General features: G+C 34.5%; 18 protein-coding genes. 12 read left to right on the forward strand and 6 right to left on the reverse strand.

Going from position 1 to position 22,719, the window contains the following annotated elements; genetic code table 11:
- The first annotated feature begins 262 nt into the window (after window positions 1-262).
- Window positions 263-2,281, forward strand: coding sequence for a monovalent cation:proton antiporter family protein (locus tag ACO05S_RS16045; RefSeq protein WP_421919026.1), 2,019 nt, complete (start codon window positions 263-265; stop codon window positions 2,279-2,281).
- Here the strand turns inward: ACO05S_RS16045 and ACO05S_RS16050 are convergent.
- Together ACO05S_RS16050 and ACO05S_RS16055 are read right to left on the reverse strand one after the other, a co-directional pair.
- Entirely contained in the window at window positions 2,270-2,845 is a 576-nt protein-coding gene (locus tag ACO05S_RS16050) for a tetratricopeptide repeat protein (RefSeq protein WP_421919027.1), read from the reverse strand. The genes ACO05S_RS16045 and ACO05S_RS16050 overlap by 12 nt on opposite strands.
- Before the next feature lie 110 nt (window positions 2,846-2,955).
- Window positions 2,956-3,333: a hypothetical protein gene (locus ACO05S_RS16055; RefSeq protein ID WP_421919028.1), complete on the reverse strand. Its 378-nt coding sequence runs from the start codon at window positions 3,331-3,333 to the stop codon at window positions 2,956-2,958.
- Between the two features lie 179 nt (window positions 3,334-3,512).
- On the opposite strand from ACO05S_RS16055, the gene ACO05S_RS16060 reads away from it, so the two are divergent.
- The 4 genes from ACO05S_RS16060 (at window position 3,513) to ACO05S_RS16075 (ending at window position 7,445) form a co-directional block, all read left to right on the forward strand.
- Window positions 3,513-4,781, forward strand: a complete 1,269-nt coding sequence (locus tag ACO05S_RS16060; protein ID WP_421919029.1) for a sensor histidine kinase — start codon at window positions 3,513-3,515, stop codon at window positions 4,779-4,781.
- A 4-nt stretch (window positions 4,782-4,785) separates the two neighbouring features.
- Window positions 4,786-5,484, forward strand: a complete 699-nt coding sequence (locus ACO05S_RS16065; RefSeq protein WP_421919030.1) for a response regulator transcription factor — start codon at window positions 4,786-4,788, stop codon at window positions 5,482-5,484.
- A 181-nt stretch (window positions 5,485-5,665) separates the two neighbouring features.
- Entirely contained in the window at window positions 5,666-6,343 is a 678-nt protein-coding gene (locus ACO05S_RS16070; protein WP_421919031.1) for a YggS family pyridoxal phosphate-dependent enzyme, read from the forward strand.
- Window positions 6,344-6,440: 97 nt separating this feature from the next.
- Window positions 6,441-7,445, forward strand: coding sequence for a dihydroorotate dehydrogenase-like protein (locus ACO05S_RS16075; protein ID WP_421919032.1), 1,005 nt, complete (start codon window positions 6,441-6,443; stop codon window positions 7,443-7,445).
- A gap of 41 nt (window positions 7,446-7,486) precedes the next feature.
- Here the strand turns inward: ACO05S_RS16075 and ACO05S_RS16080 are convergent, their stop codons facing one another.
- Window positions 7,487-8,008 carry a hypothetical protein gene (locus ACO05S_RS16080; RefSeq protein WP_421919033.1) on the reverse strand — a complete coding sequence of 174 codons (522 nt, stop codon included), beginning with the start codon at window positions 8,006-8,008 and terminating at the stop codon, window positions 7,487-7,489.
- A gap of 424 nt (window positions 8,009-8,432) precedes the next feature.
- On the reverse strand, window positions 8,433-11,222 hold the full coding sequence (uvrA, locus tag ACO05S_RS16085; RefSeq protein ID WP_421919034.1) for an excinuclease ABC subunit UvrA: 2,790 nt from the start codon (window positions 11,220-11,222) through the stop codon (window positions 8,433-8,435).
- A gap of 194 nt (window positions 11,223-11,416) precedes the next feature.
- Here uvrA and ACO05S_RS16090 point away from each other — a divergent pair, with 194 nt between their 5' ends.
- The 5 genes from ACO05S_RS16090 to ACO05S_RS16110 all read left to right on the forward strand — a co-directional run bounded on the left by ACO05S_RS16090 (window position 11,417) and on the right by ACO05S_RS16110 (window position 15,116).
- Complete coding sequence (locus tag ACO05S_RS16090; RefSeq protein WP_421919035.1) at window positions 11,417-12,013, forward strand: RNA polymerase sigma factor; 597 nt, start codon at window positions 11,417-11,419, stop codon at window positions 12,011-12,013.
- Window positions 12,014-12,250: 237 nt separating this feature from the next.
- Window positions 12,251-12,490: a hypothetical protein gene (locus ACO05S_RS16095; RefSeq protein ID WP_421919036.1), complete on the forward strand. Its 240-nt coding sequence runs from the start codon at window positions 12,251-12,253 to the stop codon at window positions 12,488-12,490.
- Window positions 12,491-13,095: 605 nt separating this feature from the next.
- On the forward strand, window positions 13,096-13,950 hold the full coding sequence (locus tag ACO05S_RS16100; RefSeq protein ID WP_421919037.1) for an SPFH domain-containing protein: 855 nt from the start codon (window positions 13,096-13,098) through the stop codon (window positions 13,948-13,950).
- A 10-nt stretch (window positions 13,951-13,960) separates the two neighbouring features.
- Window positions 13,961-14,143 carry an Arc family DNA-binding protein gene (locus ACO05S_RS16105; protein WP_421919038.1) on the forward strand — a complete coding sequence of 61 codons (183 nt, stop codon included), beginning with the start codon at window positions 13,961-13,963 and terminating at the stop codon, window positions 14,141-14,143.
- A 169-nt stretch (window positions 14,144-14,312) separates the two neighbouring features.
- Window positions 14,313-15,116 (forward strand): CHAD domain-containing protein, encoded by an 804-nt coding sequence (locus tag ACO05S_RS16110; protein WP_421919039.1) that lies wholly within the window; start codon window positions 14,313-14,315, stop codon window positions 15,114-15,116.
- A gap of 161 nt (window positions 15,117-15,277) precedes the next feature.
- On the opposite strand, the gene ACO05S_RS16115 is transcribed toward ACO05S_RS16110, so the two are convergent.
- Window positions 15,278-17,674 (reverse strand): penicillin-binding protein 1A, encoded by a 2,397-nt coding sequence (locus tag ACO05S_RS16115; protein WP_421919040.1) that lies wholly within the window; start codon window positions 17,672-17,674, stop codon window positions 15,278-15,280.
- A gap of 229 nt (window positions 17,675-17,903) precedes the next feature.
- On the opposite strand from ACO05S_RS16115, the gene ACO05S_RS16120 reads away from it, so the two are divergent.
- The gene (locus tag ACO05S_RS16120) at window positions 17,904-19,040 is read left to right on the forward strand and encodes an FIST signal transduction protein (RefSeq protein WP_421919041.1); all 1,137 of its coding nucleotides are present in this window, start codon (window positions 17,904-17,906) and stop codon (window positions 19,038-19,040) included.
- Window positions 19,041-19,044: 4 nt separating this feature from the next.
- Window positions 19,045-21,183: a PAS domain S-box protein gene (locus ACO05S_RS16125; protein ID WP_421919042.1), complete on the forward strand. Its 2,139-nt coding sequence runs from the start codon at window positions 19,045-19,047 to the stop codon at window positions 21,181-21,183.
- Here ACO05S_RS16125 and truA read toward each other — a convergent pair.
- The gene (gene truA / locus ACO05S_RS16130) at window positions 21,180-21,998 is read right to left on the reverse strand and encodes a tRNA pseudouridine(38-40) synthase TruA (RefSeq protein WP_421919043.1); all 819 of its coding nucleotides are present in this window, start codon (window positions 21,996-21,998) and stop codon (window positions 21,180-21,182) included. The genes ACO05S_RS16125 and truA overlap by 4 nt on opposite strands.
- Window positions 21,999-22,719 lie beyond the last annotated feature (721 nt).

Consider the following 22,719-nt stretch of genomic DNA (forward strand, 5'->3'; position numbering starts at 1 on the left):
GTGTTTACACTTACTTAACATTCCATTGGTGAATTGGAACTAATACGAGAATTCTGTATCTTAATTTGTGATGTTTAAAAACGATTTCTTAAGTTGTTATAACAATTCTATAATGAAACTAGCATTATTAAACATTCATTGTAATGATTATTTTGATCTTGTGGCTTCCACCTGACAAATGGAAGAAGATTGTAAACGGATCAAACTTATTTCATGCTAATATTTAATCAAGCAATTTAAATACACATAAAATTCAGGTTGAATGAACCAGTATCTTGAAATAGTAATGATTTTAATAGGATTTTTAATTGTTGCAGTTGGTGCAAATAGGATTTCATTGTATTTTCCAAGAATTAAACTTCCCATTATTACGGGATTATTGTTTATAGGTATAATTTCCGGACCATATGTATTAAACCTTATCCCTAAATCATCTATTGAAAAATTAGGATTTGTTAATGAAATATCTTTGTCTTTTATTGCTTTTGCCGCCGGAGCTGAATTATTTCTGAAGGAAATCAAAGGAAGAATGAGGAGTATTAAATGGATGACTGTAGGTCAATTGGTTTTTACATTCAGCATAAGCGTAGCGTTTGTATTATTGGTTTCGGAACGAATTCAGTTTTTGTCTGAGATGTCATTCGAATATAAACTTGCAGTTGCTCTTTTAATCGGGACTGTATTTGTTACCAGGTCTCCTGTTTCGGCAATTGCTGTGATTAATGAAATGAGGGCAAAAGGTCCGTTTACACAAATGGCAATTGGTGTAACTGTGATTAAAGATGTTTTGGTAATCATACTTTTTACCATCTGTTTTGCAGTTGCTGATGCTTTAATTTCAAAAATACCATTCGATGTTTGGTTGGTGGTAATTTTATTGGGCGAGCTATGTTTGTCAGTTTTGCTTGGATTGATACTGGGTTATCTGTTAAATGCTATATTGTCTATTAGGTTTTATACCAATGTTAAGGGTGCTATTATCGTTTTAATTGGATATAGCGTGTATCTACTGGCGAATTTGTTACATCATAAAAGTATGGAATGGTTTGGTTTTGATTTATACATTGAACCTTTATTAATATGCATATTGGGAAGTTTTGTAGTGGTTAATTTTGGGAAAAGTCGTAGGGAATTTAATAGAATCATCGAGCTTGTTGTTCCCTCCATTTACGTATTATTTTATACCATTACGGGAGCTTCTGTAAAAATTGATATCCTTCAAAATGTTTGGTCCATAGCTTTACTATTTTTTATTGTCCGTCTTGGAAGTATGGCTATAGGTGCTTTTATTGGAGGAACTCTTGGAGGTGATCCCATAAGGTACAATAGAATTTCTTGGATGCCATTTGTAACACAAGCCGGTGTGGCCATTGGTTTGGTATCGGTGGTTTCGGCAAAGTATCCAACCTGGGGGTCTGAGTTTGCCACCATTCTAATCGCTGTTATTGTTCTAAATGAGATTTTTGGACCTCCGTTGTTTAAATGGTCAATTTTATTGGTGGGCGAAAGTCATAAACAAAAAGAACTTCAGCATAAAAATAAAGTACAGAAAGCACTCATCTTTGGTTTGGAAGGACAATCCTTGGCTTTGTCGCGTCAATTATCTGATCATAACTGGGAGGTGAAACTTGTAACAAGAAATGAAGATAAATCTAGGCTGCAATATCAAAATGCTAATGTAGTTTATGTGCCAGACTATAATTTGGAGGAGCTTAAAAAAATAAATGCCCACAAAGTTGATGCATTGGTTCTATTGAATAAGGACGAGGATAATTTAATTGTTTGTGAACTTGCTTATGAATATTTTGGCACTAGGGATATCGTAGTTAGAGTGAATGAGCGAAGTTTTGTAAAGAGATTTCATGAACTTGGTGCATTGATAGTTGAACCTTCAACCGTAATGGTTAGTTTAATGGATCATTTGGTTCGTTCACCGATTGCCACTTCATTATTGTTGGGTATGGAAGAAAATCAGGATACGGTTGATATTGAAATGCAAAATCCGGAATTGCATGGAGTGGCTTTGAGAGATCTTCAAATGCCTACAGATTTGATTGTTCTGGCAACCAAACGGAATCAAAATACACTTATTTCAACTGGATTTACGCGCTTACGACTTGGTGATGTTTTAACAGTAGTAGGTTCAATTTCAAGTATTGGCAAACTAAGACTGAAATTGGAGAATACAGGCAGTTCTGATGATAAGAAAATAAGTTTTTCCGGGAAGTCAATTTCGTTTAGGCGCAGACCAATACCACCCGATACAGATTTACCAGGTTAGAAAAACGCTTGTCCAAAAGGCAAGAGGAACAATAGTATTCAGTATTATCTCCTCTCGATTTCTGGCTCTTTGGAGTCTTTCATTTTCTATTTGTAAATGTAAATTACTTATCTGTTGTTGATTTTCTATGTAGACCAGTTCTTTTTCTGTTCTGATATTTTCCAGATACAGAATAGCTTCTTTGTTTTTTTGCGGATTTGATTTAATAACTGAAATTAAATCTTGCTCCGATTCACTTAAACGGTCTAAATGATAATATGCCATTCCTCTTTGGAGTCTTACCTCATTCATATATGGTTTCTTTTCCAAAACATGATTAAAATCGTTAACAGCCTTTTGGTATTTCTTTAATTGCATATAAGCGTACCCTCTGTCCTGAAAAATGGTTGGGTAATATGGCATTATATTAATGGCTGTATCAAGCTGCAGAATTGCTTCTTTGTATTTTCCCTCTAAAATTAGCATTCTTCCTTTGTCATGATACTTCATATAACGCTCAATACCTTGTGCGTGCAAGGAAAAAGAAATTAAAATATTTAGTACTATAATGATCGTAGTTTTCATGTTACATATAGTTTTTAATCAAGGCAGCATAAGTGTTACATAAATTGTACCAAACTGAACGAAAAAACCCTTCGATTATTCGAAGGGTTTCAAAATTACTTGATAAGAACTTATGATTTTTTGCTACATTCTTTTTCGCATTTTTTGTCACATTTTTTCTTTGTGTTTGCTTCTTTTGTGCAAGATTTATTGCAGTCTGAACTACATTTTTTAGCACTAGCTTCTTTTTTAGAGCACTCTTTTTTGTCCTTACAACATTCTTTACTTGAGCACTCTTTCTTTTCTGAACAAGCTTTTTCCTTCGAACAGCAAGCCTTTTTATCAGCTTTAGCTTCTTTTTTATCCTTTTTCTTATCTTGATCCTGATTTTGATCGAAATCCTGAGTTAGCACGATATCTTTGTCTACAGTAATATTAACTGGTTGACTTGCAAAACTTACCACACTAATAGCGAAAACAAATATTAGACTCAATAATAATTTTTTCATTGTCTTAAATTTAAAATGTTAATTAATCTGTTTTAATTGTATTGAACTCTTTTATAAAGGACGTAAAAGATCTTTTTATCTGCTGTTAACGAATTGTTAAAGAGCCTCATTTTTTTAAAAAATAAATTACCTTTGAAAGAGCAATTTGCGGTGATATAAAGGAGTACAGAGGATATTGAATGAGAAGAGAAGTAAAAAAATCAATTAATACAATTAAGAATTATCGAATTCAGATATTGCTCTTTATATCTGTTCTGGTACTTATTATTCTTCTTTTAATTCAAGTTAGGTGGATTAGTAGGGCTCGTGCTTTAAATGAAGAACAATTTAATCACAGGGTTGGAATGGCTTTGCATGAATCTGTTGATGAATTCATGAAAGATAGGGAGAGTTGTGAATTGATGAGTGATTGCATGCACAAAGCCAAATTTGATGCCAATGATAGTGCTCAATTGGAAAATGAAGTAGAGCGATTGGATTCTATTGTAAAACGGCAATTTAAAAATTACCAGATTCGTTCCCCATATACTATTGAAGTATTAAGCTCGGCTGACGAACAGCCTAGAAGTAAATGTTTTTATTATAGTTTACGAAAGGCTTTAAGCCATGATAAGGCTGTTTTAAATGTTTATTTTAATAAAAGGGAGCAGAATATTATGGATAGTATGGGTAGTATGTTTGTATTCTCTGTTATGCTTATTCTAATTCTTTTTACATTTTTCGGAATAACGGTATTTTCATTGATAAAGGATAAGAAAATATTGGGAAGAACAACAGATTTAATTAATAATATTGCTCATGAATTTAAAACACCAATGGCAACCATTGCTCTTGCAGGGAAAATGTTGAGTAGGGGACAAGTCCTTTCCCGGAAGGATCAAGTAATGCATTATGGCACTATTATTATGTCGGAAAACGATAGGCTAAAAAGGCAGGTTGACCAACTTTTGAAATTATCTTGTATCGATAGAGGTGAATTACAATTGTATTCTAATCAGTTTGATGTTCATGAATTATTATCGGAATGTATCGATACTTTATCTGTGAGAATTTCTGAAAGTCAAGGTAAATTGTTGGTAAATACAAATGCGACAAACCATTTGATTACAGGAGATCGGGAACTGATACAAAATGTGTTTTTAAATATATTGGATAATGCAATTAAATATTCCCAAGAAAAACCTGAATTATGCATCGAAACCAAAAATATCAATGACAGCTTACATGTTTTGATTTCGGACAAAGGAATTGGTATGAGTAAGGAGGAATTGAAGCATGTTTTTGACCGATATTACAGAGCACCTACCGGCGATCGTCACGACGTTAAAGGATTTGGAATAGGATTATCTTACTCCAAAATGATTATAACTGCTCATAAAGGATCTATAAGTGTTTGGAGTAAGAAAAACTACGGAAGTACCTTTACCGTTATAATTCCACAATCATAAACCTATGACTACATTAGCTAAAAAAAATATACTTCTGGTAGAAGATGATCCCAATTTAGGTCGGGTATTAAATGATTTTCTTGAAATGGAAGGATTTTGTGTTACACTTGCTCGCGATGGTGAAGAAGGGTATGATAAATTCTCCAAATCAAAATTCAATATTTGCCTTTTGGACGTGATGCTTCCCAAAAAGGATGGGTTTGCCTTGGGGAAAAAGATCCGTAAGAAGGACAGGGATATTCCAATTATTTTTTTGACTGCCAAATCTTTAAAGGAAGACAAGCTTAAAGGATTCGATTTGGGTGGAGATGATTATATCACAAAACCATTTGATGAGGATGAGTTGGTTCGTAGGATCAATGCAGTTTTAAAAAGAACTGTTACGGTATCTGATCTGGCCGATTTAAAATATAAACTTGGTAATTTTGAATACAATCATGTAAATCTTACTTTAAATATTAACGGTGAGGAATCCAGAATTACACAGAAGGAGGGAGAAGTATTGTACATGTTGCTTCAGTCCAAGAATAATGTAGTTCGCCGTGAAGATATTCTTGTAAAAGTTTGGGGAGAAAATGATTACTTCATGGGAAGAAGTTTAGATGTATTTATTACCAAGCTCAGAAAACATTTAAAGCCAGATCCGCAATTAAAAATTGAAAATGTTCATGGTGTAGGCTTTATATTATCGGATGAAAATTAAATTTGGATAAGTAGACTTATAACAGTATCGTTATTTGTCAGACGGAAGCCACACGATCAAAGTAATCATTCCCTTGTGTGTTTAATAATTATTTTAATCATGCTCGTTTCACAATAAAACTGGTATTAAACCTGAAAAATTGTAATTTTGGCTTTTTAGAATTCAAAACACAAAAATTGGTATGAGCATACCTCAACGAATAAAACAGATTTTAGATACAATACCCGAAAATGTTACACTAGTTGCAGTTTCAAAAACGAAACCTAGTGAGGATATTATGGAAGCTTATGAAAGTGGTTATAGAATTTTCGGAGAAAACAAACCTCAAGAATTAACCAGAAAGTATAACGAACTTCCAAAGGATATTGAATGGCATATGATTGGCCATTTACAAAGCAATAAAGTTAAGTATATTGCTCCTTTTGTAAGTTTAATTCACGCCGTTGATAGTATTAAGTTGCTGAAAGAAATAAATAAGCAAGCTGAGAAGAACGAGCGTGTGATTGATTGTTTACTGCAATTTCATATCGCACAAGAGAACACAAAGTTTGGTTTGGACATTGATGAAACCAAAGAGATTTTTAACTCTGAGGATTTTAAGAATCTGAAAAATATTCGTATAGTTGGTGTTATGGGAATGGCTACCTACACCGATGACGAAAATCAGGTTCGATCGGAATTTAGGAATTTAAAAATGATCTATTCTGAGCTAAAAGAAAACTACTACAGGGCAGAGGATAGTTTTGCACAAATATCAATGGGAATGTCGGGTGATTACAATTTGGCAGTAGAAGAGGGAAGTACGATGATTCGAATTGGGAGTAATATATTTGGAGCCAGAAATTATGCAAATAAATAAGAATTGCTTGAAAGTCCATTGTTTATGAATCGCAATTATTTATTTAAATGATTATATTTGTTCGTCAACGTTTGAAATACAATAAAATCAATATACTATGATTAATCTTGAAACCACTTATATGGGATTGTCTTTAAGAAATCCCGTAATTGTTAGTAGTTCCGGTTTAACCAATTCGGTACGAAAAATAAAAATTATCGAAGAGAAGGGAGCTGGTGCTGTTGTATTAAAATCTTTATTTGAAGAACAGATTACTAACGAAGCTAGCCATTTGATTAGTAAAGATCCAAAAAATGTCGGATATCCTGAAGCTGAGGATTATATCCAAAACTACATTAAAGGAAACTCGGTTTCTAATTATTTAACATTGATTAAGGAGGCCAAAGAAGCAGTTACTATTCCGATTATTGCCAGTATTAACTGCGTTTCTTCATCGGATTGGATCCATTTTGCAAAAGAAATAGAAAAAGCCGGAGCTGATGCAATTGAGTTAAACGCTTTTATTGTTCCTAATAATCGCAATGTGAGTTCTACGGAACACGAAGGTCTGTATTATGATATTTTTAATGCAGTTAAAAAGGAAGTAAGTATTCCGATTTCAATGAAATTAGGGATGTATTTTACGAATTTGTTCTCGGTAGCGAATAGATTAAATGCTGAGGGAGCTGATTCCGTTGTCTTATTCAATAGATTTTATGAACCGGATATCGACATTGAAAATTTAAGCATTACAAGTGCTGAAGTATTGAGTAACGCTGGAGATATTCGCAGATCCTTGAGGTGGGTAGGTATGATTACTGACAAAATTCGAGGTTTGGATGTTTCTGCTTCAACAGGAATTCATAGTGGAGAAGCTGCTATAAAGCAATTGTTGGCAGGAGCTAAGACAGTTCAAATTTGTTCAACAGTATACGAGCATGGTTTTGATCAGGTCACTACGATTCTAGAGGAAATTTCGGAATGGATGAGCAAAAAAGAATTCAAATCTATTGATGAATTCAGAGGAAAACTGAATTATGGAAATATTCCTGATTCGGCACTTTACGAAAGAGCTCAGTTTATGAAGTATTTTTCGAACAGCGAAAAAGATGTGATGATTTAAAAATATAAAAGGCTGAGTCAACTGACTCAGCCTCTTTTTTTTTAAACTTGATCAAGAATGTGAATACACTCATGAATCATTCCTTTCACTTCTTCAGCTGCATTTGGAATTGCATCTTTCAGTTTATCTTGTTCTTCAATCTTTTTATTTTTTTCAATTTTACTAGTAAAATTTTCAATTACGGTAAATGCTTCGAATGCGGTTTCAAAATCAGACTCAATCAGTAAATCGGTAAATATACTTATGTGATTTGTAAAATCGATACTCGATTGCCAGCAAGTACTGGTTAAGTCCTTTCTGATACTCTTGTATTTCTCGTCAAGAATTGCATCAATAAAAATAGAATCGGCATTTTTATCTTTAATATCTGACAAGAATTTAAGAATTGTATCTTTTAATGAATCATCATTACTTTTTACCAGCAAGTCGAAAAGAATGACAATATCATCCAACTGTCCTTCTTCTCTCAATTGATTGATTGATTCGGTAACTGTTTTGACATCTGAAGATTGTAATCCTAATACCAGTTTATCGTGTAATGCTTTTTTTGCTTTATCTGTCATTTTTAAATCGATTTGTTCAAGGCAAAAATAAAAAATCTATGAAGAAATTTTAGAGGAATTGAATCTTATACTGGCATTACCATGCAATAAGCCTTTTCCTTTGTTCCTTAGAATATATTCTTTGTTAAAAAATATCGCCATAACTATTGCAGTGACCTTATTTTGGTCTTGACTAAACTCAGAATTCTAAATATAATCTAAGATTTATCTGTTTATAATTTTTTCCATTCGCCAGATGAAAGCCATAAGATCAAAATAATCCAATTCATCCAAATAGAAATCGTAAAAGTGATGTTCTACGATAATCAATTAAAGCTTCTTACAAAATCTATTTATACAGAATAATTACCTCAGGAGCTATTTTTTTTAATTTCTCAATGCAATTTGAACTGATGTTAAAAAGATTCCAAATTGAAAGAAGTCTTTAAGCTTCTATTTTTTCTTTAAGGTATTTGCCAGTATAAGATTGTTTGCATTTCACAGCATCTTCAGGTGTTCCTTCAAAAATAATTTCTCCTCCATTGCTGCCGCCTTCAGGTCCCAGATCAATGAGCCAGTCGGCACTTTTGATTATTTCCATATTGTGCTCAATAATGATCAGGGTGTGACCTCTCGAAATTAAGGCATTAAATGCATCCATTAATTTATGGATATCATGAAAATGAAGCCCGGTTGTTGGTTCATCAAAAATAAACAAACATGGCTCTGCTTTCTCTTTGGCGAGAAAAGAAGCCAGTTTTACCCTTTGGCTTTCCCCACCACTTAATGTGCTCGAAGACTGCCCCAGTTTAATATACCCCAATCCAACATCTACTAATGGCCTTAAACGCTGGGTGATTTTCTTTTCTATACTTCCTTTGGAAACACTAAAGAAATTGGTGGCTTCGTTCACTGTCATTTCCAATATGTCATGGATGTTTTTACCATTGTATCGAATATCTAGGATGTCATCTTTAAACCTTCTGCCTTTACAAGTTTCACATTGCAAGTAAATGTCAGCCATAAACTGCATCTCAACTTTTATAATTCCCTCTCCCTTGCACTCATCACATCTTCCGCCATCAATATTAAATGAGAAATGAGATGCTTTAAAACCCGCATACTGCGATGCTTTCTGATCAGCAAAAAGCTTTCTGATTTCATCATAAGCCTTCAAGTAGGTAACCGGGTTCGATCGGGAAGATTTACCAATTGGGTTTTGATCCACAAACTCTATATTCTTCAACATTTGCAAGTCACCTTTGAGAAGATCGAAATGCCCACTCTTGTCAGAATATCCACCATAGTGTTTCTTTAGAGCTGGGTAAAGTATTGTTTTTACCAATGAAGATTTTCCTGAGCCACTAACACCTGTAATCACAGACATCACATTGAGTGGAAACTTAACATCCAAGCCTTTCAGGTTATTTTCCCTTGCGCCTATAATTTCTATAAAATTGTTCCATTTCTTTCTCTTTGTTGGAACAGGAATATTCTTTTCCTGCGAAATGTATTGAGCAGTTAAACTTGAGTTGGATTTATTCAACTCATCCAGATTTCCTTGGAATATCACTTCACCTCCAAGTCTTCCCGCATGCGGACCAATATCGATAACATGATCTGCCGCAAGAATAATATCTTCGTCATGCTCAACCACAATCACCGTATTGCCAAGATCTCGAAGTTGCTTTAATACTTTAATCAATAGGCTGGTATCTCGTGAATGAAGACCAATACTTGGTTCATCAAGAATATATAATGAGCCTACCAGGCTACTACCTAATGAGGTTGCCAAGTTAATTCGCTGTGATTCACCACCCGATAAGCTACTCGATAATCGATTTAAAGTAAGATAACCCAAACCGACATCGGAAAGGAATTGTAATCTTTTTCGAATGTCAATTAAAAGTCTTTTGGCAATTTGTTTTTCGGATTTGCTTAGAACCAACTCCTGAAAGAATTTGTTGAGTTCCAAAATGGGCATTAGAACCAAATCCTGTATATTTTTATCAGCAATTTTAATGTAGCCGGCTTCTTTCTTTAATCGGGTTCCACGACAATCGGGACAGGTTGTTTTGCCACGATATCTCGATAGCATCACCCGATATTGAATCTTGTATTGTTTCGATTCAAGGTATTTAAAAAATGCGTTTAAGCCTTTAAAATGACGGTTTCCTGTCCAAAGCAAGTTTTTTTGTTCATCGCTTAATTCAAAATAAGGTCGATGAATGGGAAAATTAAATTTATCGGCTGCATAGATCAACTGGTTTTTCCATTCCTGCATTTTTTCACTTTTCCAGCATATCACAGCATCATCGTATATGCTCATGGTTTTGTTGGGAATCACCAGATCTTCATCAATGCCAATTATCTTTCCGAAACCTTCGCATTTTGGACAGGCTCCCACTGGGTTGTTAAAGCTGAAAGTGTGAACATTAGGCTCTTCAAACACTATTCCATCTGCTTCGAAGCGATTTGAGAATCGATGTACTTCTCCATCAAATAACAGCAAACATTCACCTTTCCCTTCATAAAATGCAGTTTGCAAAGAGTCGGCCATTCTGTTCTGACTATCTTCGTCAGACGAAACACGAATTCGATCGATTACAATGTGGATTGACTTGTCGGCTGGAATAATTTCAGGAGCTTCTAAGGCCTCAAATATTTTGTGAATTTTTCCATCAATTTCGATTCGAGAAAAGCCTTGCTTCGACAAAATTTCCAATTGTTCTTTTTTGCTCCTGCTACCATTAAGCATTTCTGCCAGAATTATTACAGGCAGGTCTTCCTTTTGCTGTAAAATGAAATTTACAACATCGGTAATGGTATGACGCTTAACCAACTTATTGGAAACAGGTGAATAGGTTTTCCCAATTCTTGCAAAAAGAAGCTTTAAGTAGTCATAAATTTCAGTTGAAGTTCCTACAGTGGATCTTGGATTTCGGGTATTCACCTTTTGCTCAATGGCTATAGCAGGTGGTATTCCTTTAATAAAATCAACTTCAGGTTTATCGATTCTTCCCAGAAATTGCCGTGCATAAGCTGATAAACTTTCCACATATCTTCTCTGTCCTTCTGCATATAGGGTATCGAAAGCAAGCGATGATTTTCCCGAACCGGAAAGCCCTGTAATTACGATGAATTGATTGCGTGGAATCTTTAAATCGATGTTCTTTAAATTGTGAACTCTTGCTCCTTTTATATGAATAAAATCTTCCGAAAATTTCTTTGTCATTTGTTTTTTATCTGCTCCAAAATGGAGTTTAATTTATATCTTCAAAACGAATTTCCAAAGTTATTTAACTTCTAAAGATTTTCAAATCTCAGGAAAAATTAGTTTATTGCATACCGTTACAAAATTAATAAACCCAAACAAAAGGAGATACTGCTTATAGAGAACATTTTACGCTGTTTAATAAATAAATAGTTGTGAAGTTGAGACAAAAAAATCCTACCGATTATGATCTCGTGAAGCAGTATATCGATGGTAATCATGATTGTATTGATATCTTAATCAATCGTCATAAGGATAGAATTTATACCTATATCTATCTGATCGTAAAAAATCATCAGCTTACCGAGGACATTTTTCAGGACACTTTTATTAAGGTGATCCGATCTTTGCGTTTAGGCAAGTATCAAGACAACGGCAAATTTATTGCCTGGGTATTACGAATTGCCCACAATCTTATTATTGATCATTTTAGGCGAGAAAAGCAGAATAACACATTCTCGAAGGATGATTATGAATTGGATATTTTTAATACCAATAAATTCTCTGAGGGTAATTGTGAAGATGACCTTATTCGTGATCAAATTCATGAAGATATAAGAGATTTGGTTCAGGAGCTTCCTCCCGACCAACGTGAAGTTGTTATTTTAAGACATTATAAAGGCTTAAGTTTTAAAGATATTGCTGACCAGACAGATGTTAGTATTAACACTGCTTTAGGCAGAATGCGATATGCTTTAATTAATATGAGAAAGATTATCGAAGAGCGGAATATGAGTTTGACTTTTCAGTAGTTTTTTATTTTAGTAGGAGGCCGTACAAAAAGTAAGTTTTCAGAGCATTCAATGAATTTTCCTCTTAAATTCCTTTTAGGGAAGTTGTTGAAATTCAGTTAGCTTGTAAGGCAAGGAAAACTGAATTTATAATTAAATCCAGAGAATTACTTTTTTGTACAGCCTCTTTTTTGTGTTCGATATACTAAATCATGTTTATGCTCGTTTAAGAGATAAATAATTTTGCAAATAATGCCTATGAATGAAATTTACTCTTTCTTACAAAGCGATGTTTTATTTTCACCTGACGAGGTACTTGTTCTTTTAGATGGAATCTCAGATTTAAATTTATTAGACTCTTTGGACTTTTATAAGATTCTTGACGAATTAAAACAGAAGGCATCTGGTGAAATTGTCGAACAAATCAAAACATTTCATCGGTCAACTGTGAATGTTGACCTAAAAATCCCGGATATAAGGGAGTTAATGTTGAATTAATCAAAATCGGAGCGAACATCGTTCCGATTTTTTTAGCATTCAAAAGAATTAGTTTAGCCTGTATTTTTTATCAATTTCGGGTTATTGCGATTCCTGTATACTGCCAGTTTTATTGTAAGATGAGTCATAAGTTGTTTTTAGTAATGGCAAAAACATAGCGGCATAGGCTTAGGTATGGCATTATTATTTAACGTGAGTTCGACGTAAAATTCTATCCACAGAAAATTATATTTGGGATAGATTTGCATTAAAAATTTGGAAAGAATAGCGTGCTATTTTGAGGAATTTTTAATGTGAAGATGCCGTAAAGAGAACTTTCCATTGTGTGTTTGCCTGCTTTCGGCATAAATTTCCTCAAATCTTCTTGAAATATCCCGATATTCCTTCGAAAATTTGAGAAAATTTCTACTCAAAATCAGATCAAACTGTGAACGAATTTTACGGCGAACTCACGTTATTTAAGAGTGAATACGCTCGTAAGGACAAAAGGATGAGACTTGTTTAATTGTAATTCTGATAAAATATGGGAAGTTTATCAATCTCGTATTGTTAGTTTAAAAATAAGTTGTAAATTGATATTAAAATGATATCAAAACAATTTAATTATGAAACAAGAACGTAGCTTTTTAGCAATTTCAGGATTTGCAATGGTATTCGTATGTCTATTCCTAGTATTAGGTGGGATATTAGGTCTCATTTTCCTAAAAAATCCAATTTTTGTACTTCTCTTTTTACTATTTGTGATATGCATTCCTGGATTTACAGTGGTAAACCCAAACCAATCAAGCGTATTGGTTCTTTTTGGTGCATATAAGGGTACTATATTGAGTAATGGATTTTTCTGGGTAAATCCTCTGTTTACAAAAAAGAAGATATCTTTACGAGCCAGAAATTTGGATAGCGAGCCACTTAAGGTGAACGACAAAATAGGTAACCCGGTAATGATTGGTGTTGTTTTGGTTTGGAGAGTTAAGGATACCTATAAAGCAGCTTTTGATGTGAATGATTATGAACATTTTGTGTCTATTCAATCGGAAGCGGCAATTCGCCACATGGCAGGAGCATACCCTTACGATAATTTTGAAGATGAACAGGCCGAGATTACCTTAAGGTCTGGAGGAGATGAGGTGAGTGAATTGTTGGAGCAAGAATTGACTGAAAGATTGGCAATAGCGGGAATAGAGGTCATGGAAGCCAGAATCAATTATTTGGCATATGCTTCGGAAATTGCAGGAGCTATGTTGCGTCGTCAGCAAGCAACCGCAGTAGTTGCTGCACGTTACAAAATTGTTGAAGGCGCAGTTAGCATGGTTGAAATGGCATTGGAAGAACTTGTAGATAAGGATATTGTTGATTTGGACGAAGAAAAGAAAGCTACCATGGTGAGTAACTTAATGGTTGTACTTTGTTCAGATAAAGATGAAACACCAGTATTGAACACAGGAAGCTTGTATCAATAATAAATTGAATATGACTAAAAAAAAATCATTTGTTCTGCGTTTAAGTCCCGAGACCTTTAAAAAGCTCGAAAAATGGGCGGTTGATGAATTTCGGAGTACGAATGGACAACTAGAATGGATTCTTAATAAAGCACTAAAAGAGGCAGGAAGATTAAAAGATGAAAAGGAGGAGGATGAGGATCACTCCAATTAAAAAAATATTATAGCATCGAAGGTTTATAGTTATAATGAGGTCATCTGTTTTAGATGACCTTTTTTTTATTATTTATAGAGTAAACAGAATATATTTTTTAAAAATGATTTTACTAATTTTTTGATTTTATGTATCTTGCAAACAAATTATAGGGGATAACTATATTGTTATGAATAAATTAAATACGTTTTACAAAGAAAGATTTGATAGATTTTTACCGCATTTAACGGATGCTAAAAATCTTAAAGAAGAGAATGTACACAAGTTACGCATTGATATCAAAAATATGCGCAGTCTGCTTTTCTTGTTAGATGCCTTGAATATAGACACTGTTGAAATTGGAAAGTTGTTAAAGCAGTTGCGTCCTGTATTTAAATATTCAGGTCGTTTAAGAACCATTCAGGTATGCAAAAAATTGGTGTTGCAGTATAATCTAAATCATCAAGATGATGTAGCAGATATACTTGAAGAAAATTTAGAAAGTGTTTCCAATGAATTTGTCCTGGCGTTGGTTGAGTTCAAGCCGGATAAATTTCAGGAAAGAATAGAAAAACTGTATCAGGAACTAGAAAAAATTTCGATTCCAAGCCTAAGAGAAAAGGCAGATAAAATTATTCTTGATGAGCTTGATCTGATATACAAATTGTGGGCTTCATCGAGTGGAGAAGAGTATTATCATGATATTCGAAAGTTCCTAAAGATTATAAAGTATTTGTTGCAGTTATTGCTCGTATTGGAAAGTTCCGATGAGATTGAGCGTGAGTATAAGATTATTAAGGAAACCGAGTCGACTCTGGGAGATTGGCACGATAGGGATGTTCTGGATAGGAAGCTTGCTACAATACAAAAGTATGCTCCTAATCCACAGTTTAAATCTTTAGTTCGTGAAATTAAAAGCAAAAACAGAAGTGAAAAGAATATTTATGCGAAGGCCATTAAACAGCAAATGCTAGCCAACTTTTTAAAGTATTAAGATGATTTTCGATTAAAAATAGTGGCCAAGCTTTGGCATAAAATCCCTCAAATTATTAATGGAATTTGAGGGATTTCTAATTCAAAATCAGTTCCAACTGCCATGGGGGCTTTAATTATTCCAGTCTTAGCATATATCAAGCAAGTATTAAACCCGGTGGGCTAATCTTTCTTCTTTCTGAAAATATTTTTAATTCGTTGATAAATGGATTTTTTCTCTGCTCTGCGTTTTTCTCTTTTTACTTTGCGTTCCATCAGTTTATCACGATCTCTTGCTTTAACGCCAAATATATTTTGGAAAAATCCTGAATCTTTGGGCAGGTAATGAGGAATGTTGAGTTGAGCTAGAATCTCATCATCTGGTTTGCTTATGCTTGCAAAACTGTAGTTAGTAAATTTTCTGTTCCTGCTCAGTTTCTTCATGAATTTGCCATATATTGGTAGCGCCATGCTTGAGCCCTGGCCCAATGTTAAGGATCGAAAATGAACTCGCATATCATCGGCTCCAACCCATGCACCTGCAACTAAACTTGAGTTATAACCAATATACCAACCATCAGCCTGCGAATTGGTAGTTCCCGTTTTTCCTGCCAAATCTCCTTCAAGAGCATATAGATTTCTCAAACTTTTTCCAGTTCCATTATTTACAACAGCCTGAAGCATATGATTGATGATATCGGCATTTTGAGGAGACATTACAAACCTGTGTTTGGTCTTGTTTTTTGATAAATCAGCTATTAAGTTTCCTTTTTTATCCTCAATTTTTATCAGGTAGTACGGATCAACATGAACGCCTCTGTTTGCCAATGTTGCATACACCTGTATCATTTCAAGTAGAGAAATATTTGCCGTACCCAATGCCAAAGAAGGAACCTTTGGTAAATTGCTTTCAACTCCCATCTCTTCGGCCAGAACGATGGCATCCCTAATTCCGGTTTGCAACAATACATCTACTGCAATGGTGTTTACCGATTCGGCCAGGGCTCCTTCCATGCTGTAGCTTCCTTCGTACATGTTGTCGGCATTTCGCGGAGACCAATTATCGTATTCTTCGTATACCTTTCTTTCGTTTGGAAAAAAATCATAAGGCGATATACCTTCTTCCAAGGCTGCCGAAAATACTACTGGTTTAAAAATAGAACCAACCTGTCTTTTTGCAGTAACATGATCGTATTTAAAATGGTTAAAATCGATTCCACCCACCCAGGCTTTAATTTTCCCCGATTGCGGTTCCATAGCTAAAAATCCGGTATTTAATAACTGAACGTAGTGCTTGATAGAATCGTTGGGAGACATGTTTACATTTTTTTCGCCCGACCAGGTGAAGATCTTCATATCTACCTTTTTTTTGAAGATTTTGTTGATTTCCTGTTCTGTTTTTCCTGCCTTTATTAGCTTCTTGTATCGGGCAGATCGGTGTTTGGCATCTGTTAAAATATCCTTTTTATTGTCCCAAGGTTTAGAATTTCCCCAATGCTTGTAAAACAAATTTTGCAATTGTTTTAGATGTTCGCCAACCGACTGTTCCGCGTAAGCTTGCAACTTGGAGTCGATGCTCGTTGTAATTTTTAATCCATCCTTGTAGATGTCATAGTATGTACCATCACCCTTAGGGTAATTTTTAAGAATGCGGTTGGCTTCAATTCTAATTTTTTCTCTTAAGTAAGGAGCCAGACCAAGCCTATTAGCTTGGTTGTTGTATTGTAAGCCCAAGGGTAATTTTTTAAGTTGATCTGCTTTGGTATCAGAAATGTAATCGTATTTAGCCATCTGATTCAATACCACATTTCTTCTTTGCTTTGATCTTTCGGGGTGCAATCTTGGATTATAATAGGTCGGCGCTTTCAGCATTCCAATTAAAACTGCACATTCATGTGTTTTTAGCTTTGAAGCCGCTTTACTAAAAAATTGACGAGAAGCACTCTCTATGCCATAAATATTCTCTCCGAACGATACGGTATTTAAATATAGCTGCAGAATTTCCTTTTTCGAGTAAATTTTTTCTAATCGCGAAGCCGTTATCACTTCCTTAATTTTATTAACGGGCATTGTTAATGCACCATAGCGCTTTCGCGGATAAAGGTTTTTAGCCAATTGTTGACTTAATGTACTTCCTCCGCCCGAACTTCTATCGCCCATAATCAAAGATTTTACCAACACACGCAGCATGCTTCTTTGATCTACACCTTGATGCTCATAAAATCTTACATCCTCTGTAGCAATAAGTGAGTTAATAACATTAGGCGATATATCCTTAAAATTAACATTGGTTCTGTTTTCGGAATAAACCCTGCCTAAAATGGCACCATCTTCCGAAAAGATTTCCGAAGCATCGGCATTCTTAATATTTCGGAGTGTATAATAATCTGGTAATTTCCCCAAAAAACCAAGGTATACAGCAGAAAAGAGTAATCCTAAAGAAAGAATAGCAAGAGCAAGCGATAGTATGCAAAAACGAATTACATAGAATTTAAAACTTCTCTTTTGGGATTTGCGTTTTTTTGAAACATTTTTTCGGCTGGCAGACTTCTTGCCATTTGTTTTTTTTGATTTTACCATATTCAATTAAATAGTTGGTATTTAGTAATCAACGAATAAATAGTGCAAAGATTATATACAATTCGTCGATTGTAAATTTAAAAAGCTCAAAAATAAGCATAAAATCTAAAAAACTACTTCAATTATGTAACACTATATGTTGTGAATCGTAATAAAAGGTTGACGAATGACTAATAATGCATTATTAGTAAAAAACAGAAGTAAACGACTACTACTTATACATTGGTAAATGAAAATTGAAAAACTTGTTTTAAAGACAAAGGAAGAGTTTAAGCTGGTTAAAAATATCAAGATAAATCCAAACTTAATATTCCTTTTTGGCTCGAGAGAGTTGTTGGTTGATGAACATTTATCGCAATTGTTGCTTGAAACATTTGGCTCGGTAAAATTGTTTGGTTGTTCATCCTCAGGCGAAATTTCCGGAATTGAGGTTATTGAAAACAGCATTATTTTAACAGCTGTTGAATTGGAATGTTCCAAGGTGCAAATGGAATCCATCGTAATTGACAATCAGGTTGATGATCATCAGCTTGGGACAAGTCTTCTGAAAAAGTTCGAAAAAAAGGGATTAAAACATATTTTTATTTTATCCGACGGCTTAAATATTAATGGAGCCGACTTGGTTTATACTTTAGATGATGAATTGCCTAAAGAAGTTAACATTACTGGTGGTATGGCCGCAGATGGGATTCATTTTAAAGAAACAGTGGTGTTTAATAAGCATGGCAAAGCGGTTAAAAATTGTATTGCTGCTTTAGGGTTTTACGGCGATTGCGTTAAGGTAGGCTATGGTTCGGGCGGGGGCTATGATAGCTTTGGATTGGAAAGAATGGTAACAAAGTCGAAAGCCAATATTTTGTACGAATTAGATGGAATACCTGCACTTAAATATTACAAACATTTTTTAGGCGACATGGCAGAGCAATTGCCTGCTTCGGGTTTATTGTATCCCTTAAGTGTAAGAGAAAACAGTTTACAAGAGCCCGTTGTTCGTAGTGTTATAGCTATAAACGAAGAAGATCAGTCCTTGGTATTTGCAGGTAATGTTCCCGAAGGTTCGTATGTAAAGCTCATGAAATCGAATGTTGATCGACTAATAAACGGAGCTGAGGATGCGGCGATTACTGCAAGCAAATTACTGCCCAAAAACAAGGCTGAATTGGCCTTTCTAATAAGTTGTACGGGGCGTAAACAGGTGCTAAAGCAGCTTGCCGAAGAAGAGGTTGAGGCTGTATCTGATGTTATAGGTAATGATGTGTGTATTACCGGTTTTTACTCTTATGGAGAAATATCTCCTTTCCGCAAAAACATGCCTTGTATGCTGCATAATCAGACCATGGCCATAACCACAATCTCAGAAAAATAGAGTGATGCATAGATTATTAAAAAGACAAATAAGAAAGTTTTTATCAGATGAAGATCAAGAAAGGTTTAAGGAATTTCTTGGGGTAATCAACAATGCATACCTTGATTTTGATTCTGATATCAAACACATCGAAAATATTCTTGAAAAAAGTTCGCAGGAGTTGTACAATGCAAATACTGAACTCAAAAAAAGAATAGAATCAAAAAGTAAGGAGATAGAAACAACAAGTTCCAGGCTTGAATTGATAGTGGATAATATTGATGAAGTTATTTTTCAGGCCACGGTTCAAGGGGAATGGGCCTATCTAAATACGGCATGGACAAATCTTACGGGTTTTGATTTGAGCTCGAGCCTTGGTACAAGTGCTTTTGATTTTATGCACCCCGATGATGTGGAAAAAAGCCAACTTAAACTTAAATATTTGCTTGAGCACAAAGAAAAGGCCAGTCAGTTAGAGCTGCGTTTTATCACCAAATCGGGCAATTACAAGTGGTGCGAGATTATAGGCAGATTAATTGTAGACAAAGATGGTAAATCTACAGGAGTTTATGGTTTTATAAAGGACATTTCGGATCGCAAAAATCTTGAGGTGGAGAAAAACTTAAATGCCGAAAAATTTAGGTTGATATTTGAGAAATCGTCGGTAGCCTATTTAATTATTAAAGAGGCTCGATTTCTTGATTGTAATCAGGCTTGTTTGGAATTGTTCGGAGTACAAAAGAGGGATGATTTTGTTGGTAAATATGTTCAAGATTTTTCTCCTGTTTTTCAGCCCGATGGATCAAAATCATACGATAAGACCAAAGAATTAATTCGTGAAGCGCAAGAAAAAGGCTTTAGAAAATTCGATTGGATACACATGAAAGAAGATGGCAGCGAATTTCCTGTCGAGGTAAGTTTAAACCCCGTTCAGTTGGCAGAGGGAAATGTAATGTTTGTTGCCCTTAGCGATTTATCGGAACGAAAAAGGGTGGAGGCTGAGCTAATCACTGCCAAAGAAAAAGCCGAGGAGGCTACAAAAGCTAAGGCACAGTTCCTTTCTACCATGTCGCACGAAATACGCACTCCTATGAATGCCGTTATTGGAGTTACCCATTTGTTATCAGAAAGTGATCCGAGAGAAGATCAGTTAAGCAACCTAAATATTTTAAAACTATCGGCCGATAATCTGTTGGCTTTAATTAATGATATTTTAGACTTTAGCAAAATTGAGGCTGGCAAAATAGATTTAGAAAGTATCGATTTTAACTTTAGAAACTTTATTAACAATGTTGCTGCCGGTTTTCAAATAAGAGCCAAAGAAAAGAATTTGGACTTTAAGCTCGAAATAGATCCAAAAATTCCTGCTCATTTAATTGGAGATCCCACAAGGTTGGCACAAGTGCTTGCAAATTTATGTGGCAATGCGTTTAAATTTACCGATAAAGGCTTTGTTAAATTAAAAGCCGATTTTATGAGTTATGTCGATAACAAAGTAAAAATACAATTCACAATTCAGGATACAGGAATTGGAATACCTGCCGATAAGAAAGATCATATTTTTGAATCATTCTCGCAAGCCGATTCGAACACCACCCGATTATATGGAGGAACTGGTTTAGGACTTGCAATTACCGGAAAATTGGTAGAGTTGATGAACGGTAACATTAATGTAGAAAGCCAAGCAAGAAAAGGAACCTCTTTCTTTGTGAATATCGATTTAAAATTGAGCATAAAGTCGAAGCCAAAAGCGAGTTTTGTGGATGATACTATGAGCAACATCGATAAAATTAAAGGAATGCATGTTTTGGTGGCCGAAGATAATCCGATGAATGTTTTAATTATAAAGCAATTCCTTAAAAAGTGGAATGTGAGTTATGATGTTGCCAAGAATGGTAAAATTGCTTTGGAAAAAGTTCAGCAATCAAATTATAATATGATATTAATGGATTTACAAATGCCTGAAATGGATGGCTACGAAGCAGCAAAAAATATCAGACAATTGAACGAGGAAAAATACCAAAGAATACCAATAATTGCCGTTACTGCATCGGCTTTTAACGAGATTAGAGCCAAAGTGATAGGAGCCGGAATGAATGATTTTGTCACCAAACCCATTCATCCCGAAGAATTGTACTTAAAATTAGAGAAATATGCCAGTTAAATAATTAGTTCAGAGCTAATCCACTCTTTTAAATCCAGCATAACACACTTATTGGCTGGATTTTTTGATTCTAAAAAAGGATAATGAATTGCAGATAGATACAAGCCCTGGGGATATGCCAAATTTAATGGACAAGGAGTAATTTGCTTGTTTAGCTGATGCTTAAACTCATCAATGCTTAGTTTTCCTTGTCCTATTTCGAGCAATTGATTCACAATAATCCGGATCATTCCTTTCAAAAATCGATTGGCAGATATTTCGAATCTAAAAAACTGATTATCCGAGCTCCTGTAAACCTGTGCTTTGCTTACTATACAAAGGGTATGATTGTGTCGATCGGGCGTTTTGCAGAAAGCACGAAAGTCTTTTTCGCCAACAAGAAGTTGCGCAGCCAACTGCATTTTTTTACTATCCAAATCAAGAGAATAAAGCGAACTGATATCGTTTAAATATGGATTTTTGCAGGTGTGAATAAAATAGTTGTATGTACGCTTAAGGGCACTGTGCTGGGCATGATTTTTAGAATCAACTCTACTAAAATCAAATATCGAAATATCAGGAGGAAGCATCCGGTTGATCGCAAAAAGAAGATTTTCGCTTATCTCGTGACTTACATCAATATGAAAATAGTATTGCGATGCATGAACACCCGCATCGGTTCTGCCACAACCTATACAATGTACTTTTTCCTTCAAAAACTTGCTCAATACATCCTCTATGCTTTCCTGCACACTGCATGCATTTATCTGCTTTTGCCAACCTCTGTAATTGCCGCCTTTATAGGCGATATGAAAAAAATATCTGTATTTCGACATTGATTTTTGATTTATGTCATGTGCTTATCAACTCGCAAACCCGATTGCGGGCAAAGGTATAAATTAATAAGAATTACATGCTATCGACATGTATAATGCCATATTATGTAATCCCCTGTTTTATAACTGTCTTGTAATCTATCATAGCGATTGTTTGTTTTGTATTTTTATTTCGATTAAGTTTTAAAATAGCGAATGAAATATTAAATTTCTTTCTAAACACCAATTGTTAATTGCATCTAAAAAATCAATAAAATAGAACAATTAATATAGGTATCTCCTCAAAACTGATCGTAAGTATGGTTGTTTATCTGTATGTAAAGAAATGTTATTGTTTCTTTGTTTGTTAAAAATAATAATATAAATTTGTTAGGCTTTTGAATAAATAAATCTGGAAATCGGCATTAAAAAAGAGTAATTTATTGTAATGCCAATTTAGGCAAAGCCAGAAAATTACTTTTTACACCATGCCAGTTTAGGCAAAGCTCAAAAAATGATTTTTTGTGTCATGCCTGTTTAGGCAAAGCCCAAAAAAATGATTTTTCGTGTCATGCCAGTTTAGGCAAAGCCCAAAAAAATGATTTTTTGCCTCGTGCCAGTTTAGGCAAAGCCCAAAAATGATTTTTTGCCTCGTGCCTGTTTAGGCAAAGCAAAAAATGACATTTTCTAATGCCTGTTTAGGCAAAGCAAAAAATGACAATTTCTAATGCCAGTTTTACAA

Origin of the sequence: Marinifilum sp. (assembly GCF_965230805.1) — a bacterium.
In the GTDB taxonomy this organism is placed as follows: domain Bacteria; phylum Bacteroidota; class Bacteroidia; order Bacteroidales; family Marinifilaceae; genus Marinifilum.